Annotated in this window: 13 protein-coding genes; 8 read left to right on the plus strand and 5 right to left on the minus strand. The window is 39.0% G+C overall.

All coding sequences use genetic code 11. The features are described 5' to 3' along the window. Positions 1 to 6 precede the first annotated feature (6 nt). The 5 genes from HFU86_RS08820 (at position 7) to HFU86_RS20115 (ending at position 5,834) form a co-directional block, all read left to right on the plus strand. Positions 7 to 864, plus strand: a complete 858-nt coding sequence (locus HFU86_RS08820; protein ID WP_187129056.1) for a LysR family transcriptional regulator — start codon at positions 7 to 9, stop codon at positions 862 to 864. Between the two features lie 185 nt (positions 865 to 1,049). Beyond that, complete coding sequence (locus HFU86_RS08825; RefSeq protein ID WP_187129057.1) at positions 1,050 to 1,571, plus strand: fimbrial protein; 522 nt, start codon at positions 1,050 to 1,052, stop codon at positions 1,569 to 1,571. Continuing rightward, complete coding sequence (locus HFU86_RS08830; protein ID WP_255425961.1) at positions 1,489 to 2,286, plus strand: fimbrial biogenesis chaperone; 798 nt, start codon at positions 1,489 to 1,491, stop codon at positions 2,284 to 2,286. Before HFU86_RS08825 ends, HFU86_RS08830 begins: the two co-directional genes overlap by 83 nt. A 114-nt stretch (positions 2,287 to 2,400) precedes the next feature. After that, positions 2,401 to 4,803 (plus strand): fimbria/pilus outer membrane usher protein, encoded by a 2,403-nt coding sequence (locus HFU86_RS08835; protein ID WP_255425962.1) that lies wholly within the window; start codon positions 2,401 to 2,403, stop codon positions 4,801 to 4,803. An 8-nt stretch (positions 4,804 to 4,811) separates the two neighbouring features. After that, positions 4,812 to 5,834 (plus strand): fimbrial protein, encoded by a 1,023-nt coding sequence (locus tag HFU86_RS20115; protein ID WP_187129059.1) that lies wholly within the window; start codon positions 4,812 to 4,814, stop codon positions 5,832 to 5,834. Between the two features lie 73 nt (positions 5,835 to 5,907). On the opposite strand, the gene pyk is transcribed toward HFU86_RS20115, so the two are convergent. Both pyk and HFU86_RS08850 read right to left on the minus strand, forming a co-directional pair. After that, positions 5,908 to 7,350, minus strand: a complete 1,443-nt coding sequence (pyk, locus tag HFU86_RS08845) for a pyruvate kinase (protein ID WP_036948247.1) — start codon at positions 7,348 to 7,350, stop codon at positions 5,908 to 5,910. 200 nt (positions 7,351 to 7,550) lie between these two features. Beyond that, positions 7,551 to 8,396 carry a MurR/RpiR family transcriptional regulator gene (locus HFU86_RS08850; RefSeq protein WP_036948244.1) on the minus strand — a complete coding sequence of 282 codons (846 nt, stop codon included), beginning with the start codon at positions 8,394 to 8,396 and terminating at the stop codon, positions 7,551 to 7,553. A gap of 459 nt (positions 8,397 to 8,855) precedes the next feature. On the opposite strand from HFU86_RS08850, the gene zwf reads away from it, so the two are divergent. Next, positions 8,856 to 10,331, plus strand: a complete 1,476-nt coding sequence (gene zwf, locus HFU86_RS08855) for a glucose-6-phosphate dehydrogenase (protein ID WP_036948242.1) — start codon at positions 8,856 to 8,858, stop codon at positions 10,329 to 10,331. Between the two features lie 76 nt (positions 10,332 to 10,407). Here zwf and pdxK read toward each other — a convergent pair whose 3' ends face one another. Then, entirely contained in the window at positions 10,408 to 11,256 is an 849-nt protein-coding gene (pdxK, locus tag HFU86_RS08860) for a pyridoxine/pyridoxal/pyridoxamine kinase (RefSeq protein ID WP_132495875.1), read from the minus strand. Between the two features lie 649 nt (positions 11,257 to 11,905). Here pdxK and mdtJ point away from each other — a divergent pair. Both mdtJ and mdtI read left to right on the plus strand, forming a co-directional pair. Beyond that, positions 11,906 to 12,334 (plus strand): multidrug/spermidine efflux SMR transporter subunit MdtJ, encoded by a 429-nt coding sequence (gene mdtJ, locus HFU86_RS08865; protein WP_187129060.1) that lies wholly within the window; start codon positions 11,906 to 11,908, stop codon positions 12,332 to 12,334. 1 nt (position 12,335) lies between these two features. Continuing rightward, positions 12,336 to 12,668, plus strand: a complete 333-nt coding sequence (gene mdtI, locus HFU86_RS08870; RefSeq protein WP_036948232.1) for a multidrug/spermidine efflux SMR transporter subunit MdtI — start codon at positions 12,336 to 12,338, stop codon at positions 12,666 to 12,668. Between the two features lie 622 nt (positions 12,669 to 13,290). Here the strand turns inward: mdtI and cui are convergent. Together cui and HFU86_RS08880 are read right to left on the minus strand one after the other, a co-directional pair. After that, a complete protein-coding gene (gene cui / locus HFU86_RS08875; protein WP_187129061.1) occupies positions 13,291 to 13,809 on the minus strand; it encodes a colicin immunity protein Cui in 519 nt (172 codons plus the stop codon). A gap of 357 nt (positions 13,810 to 14,166) precedes the next feature. Beyond that, positions 14,167 to 14,514: a RidA family protein gene (locus HFU86_RS08880; protein ID WP_187129062.1), complete on the minus strand. Its 348-nt coding sequence runs from the start codon at positions 14,512 to 14,514 to the stop codon at positions 14,167 to 14,169. Positions 14,515 to 14,550: the final 36 nt, after the last annotated feature.

Consider the following 14,550-nt stretch of genomic DNA (forward strand, 5'->3'; position numbering starts at 1 on the left):
GACATTATGGATAAAACGAAAACAACATTAGATCAATGGATAACTTTGCAAGCTGTTGTCGATTATGGTGGGTTCGCGCAAGCGGCTGAAGTATTACATAAAACACAATCTTCGATTAGTTATACTATTAGTAAACTAGAACAAACATTAGATATTGAAATTTTTGCCGTAGAAAAACGCCGAGCCGTATTAACAGAACAAGGTGAAGCACTATTAGCATTATCACGAGAAGTAACCAATAAAGCGATTGCATTAGAAATAGCCGCGAAATTAATAAATAAAAAGATAAATAATAAAATAAAGATAGTAATAGATTCATTATATAATAGCGATGAGCTATTAAATAAAATTGGAAGTCTAATCAAAAGTAGAAAGGATTATGATATTGAATTAACCAAAACACTACTTAATCGGGAAGATGTTTTATCATATAAGGAATTTGACTTATTGATATCGCATCATTATGTCGGTTCATTAAATCCCATTTTTTTGGGAGAGATTGACGCGGTGCTTGTTACAGCGCCTAATCATTATTTGCAGCAATGTACCAAAGATAGGATTAGATATAAACTCGAAAAAACGCCGCATATTGTTTTGTCTACGACTTTTCAAGATAAGATGCGAAGTCACCAGACTGTTAAAGTTGCAAATACTGAAACAGCGATTAAATTAATTAGGAATTCAGTTGGTTACTCTTGGTTTCCAAGAAATATTATTCATGAATTGATTGAGGAAAACATTCTAAAAGAAGTTGAAAATGATATTTGTAATCCTAAATACCAATTTTATATGTATAAAAATAAGAATCCTATAATAAATGATATGATTATAAATTACCTATTTAATAATATCCAAGCTAATTAATTTCAGTTTTAAATTTATTCTGTAAAGTGTATAAGTATTTTTGATTTAGATTTAAAAAATTCAATATAACCATTCATTAACTTAATTGAAACGTGATGCTATATTCTCGGCGAACAGAAAATATATATTATATTTCGTTTTCGAAAGGTAAATTTTAAAACATACATTCTATTTATAGGAAAATTATGCATATTCTAAATAAAACTCTAAATTTATTGGGAGTGAGCTTGGCTATCACGATCGCACCGGCAGTGTTTGCTTCTGGTGTGATTAATTTTACGGGAGAAATAACGGAGCAAGCTTGTACCGTAGATAGCCAATCACGTAACTTAAATGTTGATCTTGGCCGAATATCAACCAAAAGTTTATCTTCTGCTGGAGAAATGGCAGGGTTAACGAATTTCACAATTAAACTTGTAGATTGTCCTCTTGATACTAAAGTGACGGTTAATTTCGCAGGAAATCGCGATGCGGTGGACCAAGATATTCTCGCTTTACATCATGGCAATGGCGCAGCAAAAAACGTAGGTATTGCATTGTATGAAAAAAATGCAGTTTCTCAGATAAAATTATACGAAGATACTAAAGAGGTTGTTTTAGCAGGAAATTCGGCAGAGTTGGAGTATGTTGCAGCGTTTAAAGCAACCGGTGCTGCAACAGCAGGGCAAGCAAATAGTAGCGCAATTTACAGTATTCAATATCAATAATATGCTGGGTGACGCTTGTCACCCATATTTACGTTATGTTGGCATGTCTATGAAGATAATTTATTCAGTTATTTTATTTTTTCTCTGTTTTGCTTCTTTAGCATCAGCTAGTGGGATTAGCGTAGGTGGAACTCGTTTTGTTTATATGGATAATAAACGAGAAATTTCAATTCCAATTTTTAATAGTAATGAAAAAAAACCTTTCTTAATCCAAAGTTGGGTGACCGGGTTTAATGAGGATATTAAAGCGCCATTTATTGCAACTCCAGCTTTATTCCGTGTTGAGCCGAATAGTTACGGGGCTGCAAGAATTGCGTATTTAGGTCAGCCACTTTCATCTAACCAAGAAAAAATATTTTTATTAAATATAAAATCAATACCGCCTAAAGATGAGAGTATTGAAAATGAATTACAGATTATTATTAATTCACAGTTTAAACTTTTCCTACGCTCAAACGATATTGAGCCATTAAGTTTTGATAATATAACATTAACAAAAGAGTATGATGGAATAAAAATCAATAATAAAACACCATATCATTTATCAATTAAAAGTATTTTAATTAATGGGAAGTCCATAAAAGGAATAAAAATGGTTTACCCTTGGGTAGATGATTATATTTTTAAAGGAAAGATAGATAAGGGGCATGTAGTTACTGTCGAATTTATTAATGACTATGGTGCTATTGTGGAAAAGAAAATAACCAAGAGCTAGTGTATGGAAACACACCACTTAATCAAAAATTGGTTTTACAGTAAAAAAATCAAATTCATTAATATTACGTTTTTTTCATCAGTTGGATTTGCATCAATCTCCAATGCAAGTGAGATGTTTGACATCAATGCAATTAATACGGGAATTGAAAATAAGCTATCTGACACTTCATTATTAAATTATCTTTCTAAAACCGAAGGGCAACTCCCTGGTCGTTATCAGGTCAATATTTATGTGAATGGAAACAAAGTTGCAGATGAGTTGATTGAATTTATTTACGATAATGAAGAAAAAAAACTGAAACCTAAGATAACAAAAGAACAGTTAATGAGTTGGGGTGTTAAGCCCTCAATGTTATTACAAAAAAATGAAGTCTCTTCAACCGATAAATTCTTAGATATTAAGCACTCAATTGATGGTAGTGACATTCACCATGATTTCTTTTCAAATCGATTAGATATTAGTATTCCTCAAATTGCAATGGAAATGGCAAGCCGAGGCTATATTGACGTCACTGAATGGGACGATGGAATCAACGGGATGTTTATTAACTATTCAGCACGCTTTAACCGATCGTGGGGAAATCCAAACAACCAACAAAATATTTATGTCGGTTTACGAAATGGAATTAATTGGGGAGCTTGGAGGTTACGTAATCACAGTTATTACAATGACACGAATGAAAAGACTATTTTATATAGTTTGCAAACCTTCTTAGAGCGGGATATTCGTGATTTGAAAAGCCATTTAATTATTGGAGAAACAGCATCTGATAACGGGATTATGGACGCTTTTCAATATCGCGGTATAAAGCTTATGTCGGAAGAAAGTATGTTACCGCAAAGCCGTCGTGGATTTGCTCCTGTCGTTAATGGTGTTGCAAATAGCAATGCGGTAGTCACTGTTCGTCAAAATGGTCAGATTATTTATCAAACATCGGTACCTGCTGGGGAATTTATATTGAATGATCTTTATCCTACGTCGTTCAATGGGGATTTACAGGTTATGGTCACTGAAGCAAATGGTTCAACAAGAACATTTACCCAACCTTTTTCCAATGCGCCCATCATGCAAAGAGAAGGTTCATTAAAATACAGCATCGAACTTGGAAAATATCGGGAAGAGAAAGAGGGGCAGCAGCCATATTTTATTCAATTCTCTGGGATCTATGGTCTGCCAATCAATTTAGCGAATTATGGCAACGTGTCGTTATTAGGTGGCGTGTTTATCTCAGAAGATAAACAAGTTTATGTTTTAGGGTCTGGGGTGAGTTTAGGTTATTTAGGGGGTATTTCGCTGGATATGACATACTCACAAGCACAATGGCGGCAATATGCAAAGATGACGGATCAAACTTACCGTCTTCAATATACCAAATATATTCAAAATACAGCGACGGGACTGAATTTATCAGCTCAATACGCGTTAGAGCCAGATATAAACCATACTTTTTTTCAAGCCATAAACATCGACCGAATATCAAAAAAGCAACGGTTACAGATTGCTTTGAGTCAAGCGCTAGGGAAATGGGGATCTTTAAACATTAATGGGTATCAACAAAAATATTGGGGACAGTCAGGCTCAGATAATAACCTTACAGTCGGTTTTAGTTCTCAGTATCAATCTATTAATTACAGTTTTTCCTATTCCCATTCTGAGCAAAATAATCCTCGTCGGGTCGATAGATTATTTTCCTTTAATTGCAGTATGCCATTTCGTTGGAAAGAAAAGGCTTATTGGAGTGTTTATAACTACAACACGAGCGGCAATGCCGGGGGGATCAGTACATTTAGCTTGAATGGCTCAGCTTTCAATTCCAATCAATTACAATATGACATTACTCAGCAATATCATCATAAAAACCAACAATTCAGCCATGGTATTCGTGGCAATTACTTAACCTCTTACGGCGAATTTGGTGCTGGCTGGGATTATGCTTCTGAATATCAAGCTACCTATGCAGAGGCGACAGGTGCGCTATTATTTCATCAAGATGGAATGACCGCTTCACGCGCGTTTTCTGATGCTATTGGACTGGTTAAAACTCAAGATATTAATAATTTGAAAGTGAATAATGCACCTTCACTGCATACCAATGGACAAGGGTATGCAGTGGTGCCTATGTTAACGCGCTATGAACGTAATAAAGTGAGTGTAGATACCTCGACGTTAAAGGGTAATGATGATGTGGAATTGAGCTCCGCGACCGTTGTTCCCACAAGCGGTGCGATTATTTTGGTGGATCTTAAAGCGAAGCGTGGTGGGCGAGTGGTATTAAAACTCAAGAAAAATAATCGGTTACTCGGGTTTGGTACCCAAGTTAATATTCTCGCACAGCAGCATATCGTCTCATCGGGCATTGTAGCGAATGATGGAGAAGTCTATTTGAGTGGGGTTCCTGCACAGAGTATTGTTCAAATTAAATGGGGAGAAGCGGATACACAGCAGTGTCAATTACCTCTTAAGATTGATGTGAGCAATCAAAATATTCAATTTATTGACGGGGTTTGCCAATAAGGGGGGTTATGAAACAGTTTGCTATCTCCAGCGTTATCTACGCCATCATGTTGTTGTTCTCACCAAGACTTTTCGCAGACTACCGAGCAGAATTTGCATCTTACACGGTACCGATATCTCAAACGCTGTATGTCCCTAAAAGTGCACCCATCAACTCACATATTGCAACGATAGAGCTGGGAACCTATACGCCATGGGTGTGGTGGAATGAATCAGGGACAACGCGAGTGGGAATTAATTTACCTGGTATATTTGATGATCACTATCAGATAGCAGGGGTTGGCGCCATCAAGGAAATTGGCCTATCAGGTATCGGCTTTGCATTACACGGTTCAGTTAATAGCCCGTGTTCAGCGAGAGGATATGTGAATGGTAAAAATAATCGCGATGGAAATCCGGCGAATCGTTTATTGTGCCCGAGTAGCGAATCAAGAGGTAATTACAATGTTACCTTGAGAGCCGAATTTTATAAAATTCGCCCTCGAGTCAATACTCAATTATTACAATCGACCAGCGCTGCAATGCTTATTGTGTTTAATAATAAGTTTATTATTCAAGATTCGTTTGGAAATGTTGAGCCTAAAATTTGGCTGTCACCGATTAATGTGATTGCCAATGGATGTGAAATCAAAAATCGAGTGATCAATGTTGCGTTTGGTCAGGTGGAAAAGTCAGGTGCAAATGGGGTAGGTGTGACGGTTGCAAATAGCCGTAAACGATTCAAAATTGAGCTTGAATGCGATGAATCTTCCCCCATAAAGATCCGTTTTATGGGAACGGCTGACGAAAGTGGGATAGGTGGAACGATTGCACTCAACAATCCGAATCATCAAGAAACGGCGAAAGGATTTGGTATTCAAATTAAGCACAAAGGGAAGCCGATTAAACTCAATCAAATGGTACAAATTTCCCGTTTAAATCAAGCGCAACACTATGTTATTCCGTTAGAAGCGGCCTATATTCAAACGGCAGAGAAAACACGCGGAGGAAAGGCGGATGGAACGCTGCAATTTAATTTACAATATCATTGAGATGAAAAAATAAAAGGGAGCCTTAGCTCCCTCAATGAATTGAACGCTTACATTATCATTAACGATAAAATTATTATTCAACCACTAAAATACGGCAGGTATTGGTGCTGCCGATGGTGCCCATTTGGTCGCCTTGAGTTACGATAACCGTATCACCAACCATCAAGTAGCCATTATCACGTAAACGTGCGATGGCTTCACTTGCTGCCGCAATACCATCAGTATGCGTGCTGCAAAACACAGGGGTGACACCACGATATAGTGAACATTGATTCAATGTTTTTTCATGGCGAGACATCGCGAAAATTGGTAAGCCAGAGCTAATGCGCGACATAATACGTGCGGTACGACCTGATTCAGTCATTGCGATGATTGCTTTAACACCTTTTAGGTGGTTGGCGGCGTACATGGTTGACATCGCAATCGCATCTTCGGAACTTTCGAATTCAGCATCTAAACGGTGTTTCGAAATATTCAGGCCCGGCATTTTTTCCGCACCAAAACAGACTTGCGCCATGGCGGCGACCGTTTCTGCTGGATACTGTCCTGCGGCGGTTTCTGCGGATAGCATCACCGCATCGGTTCCGTCTAAGACAGCGTTTGCTACGTCCATCACTTCTGCACGGGTTGGCATTGGGTTGGTGATCATGGATTCCATCATTTGAGTTGCCGTGATAACCACGCGGTTCAATTGACGGGAACGACGAATTAATTTCTTTTGTACCGCAACCAGTTCAGGATCACCAATTTCAACCCCTAAGTCACCACGGGCAACCATCACCACATCAGAGGCAAGGATCACTTCGTCCATGATATCGTCAGTTGCGACTGCTTCAGCACGTTCAACCTTGGCGACGATTTGGCATTCGCAGCCTGCATCACGCGCTAAACGGCGAGCATAATCCAGATCTTCACCTGAACGAGGGAAAGAGACAGCCAAGAAATCCACATTAATTTTAGCGGCAGTAATAATGTCGGCTTTGTCTTTTTCTGTCAGCGCTTCTGCGGACAAGCCACCACCGAGTTTATTGATGCCTTTGTTGTTGGAAAGCTGTCCACCGACAGTCACTTCGGTGAAGACTTGCAAACCTTGAACTTCACGAACTTTTAACTGCACGCGACCATCATCCAGTAGGAGAATATCGCCAGGTACCACGTCAGCAGGCAGACCTTTATAGTCGATACCCACTTTATGTTGGTCGCCTTCACCTTTACCTAATGAGGCATCCAGTGTGAATTTATCACCAACATTGAGGAAAACTTTACCGTCTTTAAAAGTAGAAACACGAATTTTCGGACCTTGTAGATCCCCAAGGATAGCGACGTGACGCCCTAATCGAGCCGCAATCTCACGCACTTTATTTGCGCGAGCCATGTGGTCTTCAGGAGTTCCGTGAGAGAAGTTAAGGCGAACAACGTTAGCCCCAGCATTGATAATTTTTTCTAGATTATTATCACGATCGGTTGCTGGACCAAGGGTTGTAACAATTTTAGTTCTTCTAAGCCGTCTAGACATGTATTACTCCGTGACCTGTAATGGTACAAATAAAAGTGAAACCATTTCACTCCATTTCGAAACCTATTTACTGCAAATAGGGGTGCTGACACGAGCACAGCTATTATATACAGCAAATTTCTTAAAGCCATCGGGAGAATAAAAACTCTTTGGGCCCGGTAGAATTAAGAAACCTCTTTTAACATTGTCATTTCCATCTTTCAGACATTATCAAACCGCGAATCGCGTAACGCTTCTTTGACCCGTTTCAAGTTATCTCTAAATTTTTCGCCTCTACGCAAAGTAAATCCAGTGGTTAATACATCAATGACGGCAAGCTGAGCCATCCTAGAGACCATTGGCATGTACATATCCGTATCTTCAGGGACATCAATAATAATTGATAAGCTGGCTTCTTTGGCGAGAGGGGAACCTTCAGAGGTAATTGCGATGACTGTCGCATCATTCTGGCGAGCGAGTTGCGCCATATCGACTAAGGCCTTTGTGCGTCCTGTGTGAGAAATCAACACAATCACATCTCCCTCGCTACTATTGATGCAGCTCATGCGTTGCATGACAATATCATCAAAGTATATGACTGGAATATTAAAACGGAAAAATTTATTCATCGCATCGTGGGCAACCGCCGCAGAAGCACCAAACCCAAAAAAGCTGATTTTTCGCGCTTGAGTGAGTAAATCAACAGCGCGATTAATGGCATGCGTATCGAGGGTATGTTTGACATTGTCTAACCCTGCCATCGCCGACTCGAAAATCTTGTGAGTATAAGTATTAACGGTGTCAGTTTCTTCGATATGGCGATTAACGTATGGCGTGCCATTGGCAAGATTTTGAGCCAGTTTTAATTTAAAGTCAGGAAACCCTTTGGTTTCCATTTTTCGGCAAAATCGGTTGACGGTAGGCTCGCTGACGTCAGCCAGTTGGGCTAACGCCGCTATACTGAGATGAATAGCACTTTGGGGCATCCCTAAAATGACTTCCGCCACTTTTTTTTCTGATTTACTCAAAAAATCGAGGCTAGTTTTCATTTGTTCTAAAATATTCATATAGCAAAAGTGCCTATTTCAGCAAAAGGAGAAATATTTCTGCCATCAGAGTATGGTGGCATTAACATCCGGATATGACTGAAAATATACTACGTGTTGATTGTAAGCTATCTATACACTGAGCGTAACCAATGGCTTTTTTTACGAAAATATGACCCGTATCTAATTTTCAACTTAGTAAACTCACTACATAAACCGTGATTTTCCAACAAAGCTGGAAGCATTCAGTGATAAAAAATTTTATTGATGTCTGGGTATGCTGTATTTTTCAGCATAAAAACTGTGACCAGCGTCATCAATATTTACTGGGCAGTAGCAAACGGGTACATTAGCAGGCAACCGATTGTATTTTTATAAAAACGACATTCAGAACCTATCTCATTAGAGTGAAGTATTCCCTTATTTTCTTTGGGCTCTAATCAGATAGTTTCTAAATTCCGCAGATTGAGGAGAACCAACATGGCGGTACATAATGCTGCTCAAGCTTGTGACCTGATTATTTTCGGCACTAAAGGTGACCTAGCACGTCGCAAGTTACTTCCATCACTGTATCAATTGGAAAAAGCAGGTTATATCCATCCAGATACTCGTATTATCGGCGTTGGTCGTGCCCAATGGGAACGGAACGATTATGTAGAATTTGTGCATAAAGCATTAAATGATTTTTTGAAAGAAGAGCTAGATTCGGCGTTGTGGGAGCGTTTAAGCGCACGCTTAGATTTCTGCAATTTAGATGTCAGTGAAACGGATAACTTCGTTCGTTTAGCCGATATGCTTAAGCAAGATACACAACCCGCTATCCACTATTTTGCAATGCCACCAAGCACATTTGGTGAAATGTGTCATGGGCTGGGTCACGCAGGGTTGAACAAGCAACCTAACCGCGTGGTGATGGAAAAACCATTAGGTACAGATTTAGCTTCATCTCAGCAGATCAACAATGAAGTGGCTAAATATTTCGATGAAAGCCAAGTTTACCGAATTGACCACTATTTAGGTAAAGAAACGGTTTTAAACCTACTGGCACTGCGTTTTGCGAACTCATTGTTTATTAATAACTGGGATAATCGCACCATTGACCATGTGCAGATCACCGTTGCGGAAGAAGTCGGTATCGAAGGTCGTTGGGGTTACTTTGACCAAGCAGGTCAGATGCGTGATATGGTGCAAAACCATTTGTTGCAGATCTTAACGATGATCGCCATGTCACCGCCGGCAGACTTAACCACTGACCGTATTCGTGATGAAAAAGTGAAAGTGCTGCGTTCTTTACGCCGCATTGACCACACAAACGTGCGTGAGAAAGCCGTACGCGGTCAATATACTGCGGGCTTTGTACAAGGTAAGAAAGTACCGGGTTACTTAGAAGAAGAAGGCGCGAATAAGCAGAGCCAGACCGAGTCTTTTGTGGCTTTACGTGTAGATATTGATGATTGGCGCTGGGCAGGGGTTCCATTCTACCTGCGCACTGGTAAGCGTTTACCCGCAAAATGTTCAGAAGTTGTGGTCTATTTTAAAAAGCCAGCACTGAATATTTTCTCTGAAAGCTACCAAGATTTACCGCAAAACAAATTGACCATTCGTTTACAGCCAGATGAAGGGATCGATATTGAAATTATGAATAAGGCACCGGGCTTGGATCATAAACACCGTTTACAGACCACTAAACTGGACTTGAGTTTCTCCGAAACCTTCAACCAAACGCATCTTGCGGATGCTTACGAGCGTTTATTATTAGAAGCTATGCGTGGTATTCAGGCATTGTTTGTACGTCGTGATGAAGTGGAAGAAGCGTGGAAGTGGGTCGATTCCATTATGGAAGCGTGGGCCATGGATAACGACGCGCCTAAGCCGTATCAAGCGGGAACATGGGGGCCTATCGCTTCAGTAGCAATGATTGCTCGCGATGGTCGTTCGTGGAATGAGTTTGAGTGATTTTTCTTGCGTTGTAATGAAAGCCCAGTCATCTGACTGGGCTTTATTGTATGTCATAAATACATAGCTAGAAAGGCTATAGCACTAACTCACTACGCCCCGTAGCCGCCATATGAATGATGCCTTGCTCGATACGCAAACACGCCATTTTGGCTGCATCAGGAACCGATAATCCGGCTAATAATTGAGCGGTAAGCTCAGCGCCGAATAGGTCTCCAGTGCCCTTTGGTGTGACAGGGTAACGTTTATGGCGAATAACGGCGACATCCTGTTTAGTCACACAAACCACTTCAATACTTTCCTCATCAGGTTGGAAAGCACTCGTAATAATGACCCACTGGGTGTGCCCTTTGAGCAACGAGCGAGCTGCACGGGTGGCATCGTCTAGATTGTTGATCTCTTGCCCGCTGAGTGTGGAAAGTTCAAACTTGTTCGGGATAATCCCCGTCGCGAGTGGAATGACTTCATGACGATAAACATCGGCAATCGCTGGGGGAATATAAAAGCCGCTATCTTCATCTCCCATTACAGGGTCGACAATGACAGGCATTTTAGGGTGTTGCTCGCGCACGGAGGCAAGCCAATTTGCAAGATCGTGAGCTTTATCTGGGGAACCTAAATAACCCGTCAAAATGGCTTTAACGCTGTTTAAGCTGCCACGTTCAACAAAGCCTTGTAAATAGCCACGAAACCATTCACCGGGTAATTCTCCACCATAACAAGTGGCATAGTGGGGCGTGTTGCTTAGAATAACGGTGGGAACTGCAGCAACGCGTAATCCTTGTTTGGTCAATGCGGGGACAGCGATGCTATTACCCACACTGCCATACACAACTTGTGATTGAATGGAGACTACATCATAAGGAAGCGGGGTGGCATCGGCGGCGTTTTGAAAACTATTTGACGTTAGCGTAAAGGTGTCCATGACTCTCTCTTATTGGTGTTCATTATTGCTATTTTCTAACGGATAACACGATAAGAAGCGTGTTGGCGTTGATTGTCAATGGTAACCGGAAAAATTCATATTGAATGGGATGTTAACAGCATAAAAAAGGGCGAAAAAAAATTTTTTTGCTTAGATCCTCTAAAAATAAATGCGAGGGAAATAACGGAATTATTCGCAAAATAGACGCTGCCACTGTATTGCTTAGCATATTAATGAATATTTATGCATAAATATGACAAATTCAAAAAGTGTTTGTATTCATTGACTTAATAATTTTGGCATGGTAGAAATAGCTTGAAACTAACAATTATATGAGGGTTCGGAGTAACTTGGATGGATGTCCATCCGATGAAATGAATGAGATATCATGCTTAGCGTGACTAGCATAAAGATCAGTAAGTCCCAAAGAAGATCAACACACAAGCTTTTCCTTTCCGCTATTCTTTCCAGTGAGTATCACTGGTGTGGCGCATTATAGCGTCCTTCTAGATTATTCAATTCGCTGAATAAAATCAGCACTCTTTTATTTGAATTTTAAACAGCTTAAAGCTTAATCATTAAGCTCATTGCCTTTCTATCTTGTTCAAAAAACAGGCTATGGCGAAGCTGTATCTAGAGGGATACTATAATGATTTATTGGATATTTTTAGCATTAGCTATCGTGACTGAGGTCATTGGTACGTTATCAATGAAACATGCCAGTGTAAGCGGTGATTTCACTGGTATGGCTGTGATGTATGTGATGATTGCGACTTCCTATATTTTACTGGCGGTTGCGGTAAAAAAAGTGGCACTGGGTGTTGCTTATGCGATGTGGGAAGGTGTTGGTGTTCTGCTAATTACGACGTTTAGCGTATTGTGGTTTGGTGAATCGCTGTCACCAATGAAAGTCGGTGGCCTAGTTTTCCTGATCACAGGTATTGCATTGATCAAATCAGGTACCAAAAAAGCGGCTGTTAGCCAATCAGCTCAGAAAGTAAAACAAGCTGCAAAAAACGCGGTTGATTCCGCCAAAGCCCGAGCTTTAGTGACAAAGACCGCTAAATCGGAGGTGTAGTATGGCCAGTCAATTTGAATGGTGGCATGCGGCATTTTTGATCCTCGCAGTGGTACTGGAAATTCTTGCCAACGTATTTTTAAAAATGTCGGACGGTTTTAGACGTTATTGGTTAGGAATTTTGTCTCTCATCGCCGTATTAGGGGCATTTAGTGCACTGGCGCAGGCAGTGAAGGGAATTGAACTGTCAGTCGCTTATGCATTATGGGGAGCATTCGGTTTAATCGCCACAGTTGCTGCTGGCTGGATCCTGTTTAATCAACGCCTAAACTATAAAGGTTGGGGTGGGTTAGTCCTCTTACTTATCGGTATGGTGCTGATTAAAATGTCGTAACGGACAATACAATTCTTAAAGCTATTAGTGTTTATTCTACAATATAGTACTAATAGCTTTTCAATATATAATTACATCTAAAATTAATACTTTCAGTGAAGTAATATATTTAAAATATTGAACTAATTTTCATAGAATAATATATGGTTATTCATTCGTTAATGAAAATAATTTTATTTCTATTTATTTTTTGAATGGCCGCCATTAGGCAGCCTATGGGCAAGGTAACGCAACAATTAAAGGTTACCAAGGGCGTTTAAGTGTGGATTATAGCATCTCAATAGCTCAGTCTACTCAACTTTCTGATATATCTATTAATTATAAAGACACTAGCTGTAGTGGCTATTTTACAATTCAATCACGACGTCATTTCCAAAAATGAATTTACTACAGTATTCACTAGTTCTTGAGAAAAATTAGACTCTCTTTATTGTATTAATTCATTTTTATAAAAAAAAGCATAAAATCCTTCAGAGTAGAAAATTTATTTATATCCATCATATTTTAGATGGAATGACTGAAAAGGTATATTTATTTTTAAAAGTCAGCAATAAAGATAATGTTTACATTTTTATAATGAAGGTTGTTATATTTTATATATTGCATGAGATTGGTTTATATTTTATTTTTTATACTTAATAGGTAGAAATATAAATGCATTTACTGCAGCGCAAGTAATGGTAAAGATTGATATAAAGATGGCGTAATAATAGAGAAATGAAGTAAATTCAAAAGCGGAAATTGTTCGCAAATTTCTGTTTCCATTTGATATGTTATAGTTTAAGAAGTAATTAATATAGGTGATCATAGAAATGATTAAAATTATACTAAAATAACCAAATATAGTTGTAATTATCCCTTTGTTATATAATTTAAAGTGTTCTTTTTTTATTTTTATAGAATTCCATATAACCAAATAGTATGGAATCGAAAATACAGGTGCGATTTTACAGTATAAAGCGGATAGATAGCTTTCATTTCGATAATAATCTGAATAAATCACAGGTATCTCATCTATCCAATTGCTAATACTGATTATTACTATGTTAGGTATCATGTGTAACCATATAGCAGAGAGAGGAACAGCTCCCAGTAATATGGTAATAATAAAAACTAAACTTGAATTGATCTTAAAAGACATTTTAGAATTCCTACTTCACATGGTGTGATAATAATATTCATTCCTATTGTCATGTAAAGATTTATTATTTCCTACTGTGTAGAGGAATACAAATTTCATTTGAGATGAAAAAAGAAGATGGGCAAACAGTAAGGCACTAAATAATACATTTTTTTACTTTCAATAAATAAATCAAATAGATCTGTAAAATAGGAGCCAAAAATTAGCTACTATCGTCATGCTATGGTATGTAGTGAGACAGAAAAGAAGTAAGAGAAGTGAGAAAATAAAAGGTCAAAACATCACGTTAAAAAATAATGCCGCTCAATTCAAGTGACGGCATTAAGCTGATGGTTCTTTTTCAAGTATCAATCAAGACTAATCAATCGCCGCAACGATTTTGATCTCAACTTTATATTCAGGCTTCATCAGAGCCGCTTGAACAGTGCAACGAACAGGTGCGCTACCCGCAACAACCCATGAATCCCACGCTTGGTTCATGCCAGCAAAATCCGCTTTATCTGCAAGGAAGATAGTCGCATCTAAAATTTTGCTTTTATCTGAACCCACTCGGCCTAACATGACATCAATAGCGGCTAAGGTATCTGCGGTTTGAATAATAATGTCGCCATCCAGTTTTTCTGGGACGCTAGTGTAATAGACCACGTTGTTGTGGATAACAGCTTCAGACCAACGGGTATCTGGGTCAATGCGTTCAATAGTCATAATTGTTCCTTATTATCAATGCTAACAAAGGATATC

Origin of the sequence: Providencia sp. JUb39 (assembly GCF_012272845.1) — a bacterium.
Classification (GTDB): Bacteria; Pseudomonadota; Gammaproteobacteria; order Enterobacterales; family Enterobacteriaceae; genus Providencia; species Providencia lanzhouensis.

Coding starts and splice junctions, on each gene's coding strand:
- mdtJ (WP_187129060.1), top strand. CDS start 11,906: ATGATTTATTGGATATTTTTAGCATTAGCTATCGTGACTGAGGTCATT.
- pyk (WP_036948247.1), bottom strand. CDS start 7,350: ATGTCTAGACGGCTTAGAAGAACTAAAATTGTTACAACCCTTGGTCCA.
- HFU86_RS08825 (WP_187129057.1), top strand. CDS start 1,050: ATGCATATTCTAAATAAAACTCTAAATTTATTGGGAGTGAGCTTGGCT.
- HFU86_RS08850 (WP_036948244.1), bottom strand. CDS start 8,396: ATGAATATTTTAGAACAAATGAAAACTAGCCTCGATTTTTTGAGTAAA.
- HFU86_RS20115 (WP_187129059.1), top strand. CDS start 4,812: ATGAAACAGTTTGCTATCTCCAGCGTTATCTACGCCATCATGTTGTTG.
- mdtI (WP_036948232.1), top strand. CDS start 12,336: ATGGCCAGTCAATTTGAATGGTGGCATGCGGCATTTTTGATCCTCGCA.
- cui (WP_187129061.1), bottom strand. CDS start 13,809: ATGTCTTTTAAGATCAATTCAAGTTTAGTTTTTATTATTACCATATTA.
- HFU86_RS08820 (WP_187129056.1), top strand. CDS start 7: ATGGATAAAACGAAAACAACATTAGATCAATGGATAACTTTGCAAGCT.
- pdxK (WP_132495875.1), bottom strand. CDS start 11,256: ATGGACACCTTTACGCTAACGTCAAATAGTTTTCAAAACGCCGCCGAT.
- HFU86_RS08835 (WP_255425962.1), top strand. CDS start 2,401: ATGTTTGACATCAATGCAATTAATACGGGAATTGAAAATAAGCTATCT.
- zwf (WP_036948242.1), top strand. CDS start 8,856: ATGGCGGTACATAATGCTGCTCAAGCTTGTGACCTGATTATTTTCGGC.
- HFU86_RS08880 (WP_187129062.1), bottom strand. CDS start 14,514: ATGACTATTGAACGCATTGACCCAGATACCCGTTGGTCTGAAGCTGTT.
- HFU86_RS08830 (WP_255425961.1), top strand. CDS start 1,489: ATGTTGCAGCGTTTAAAGCAACCGGTGCTGCAACAGCAGGGCAAGCAA.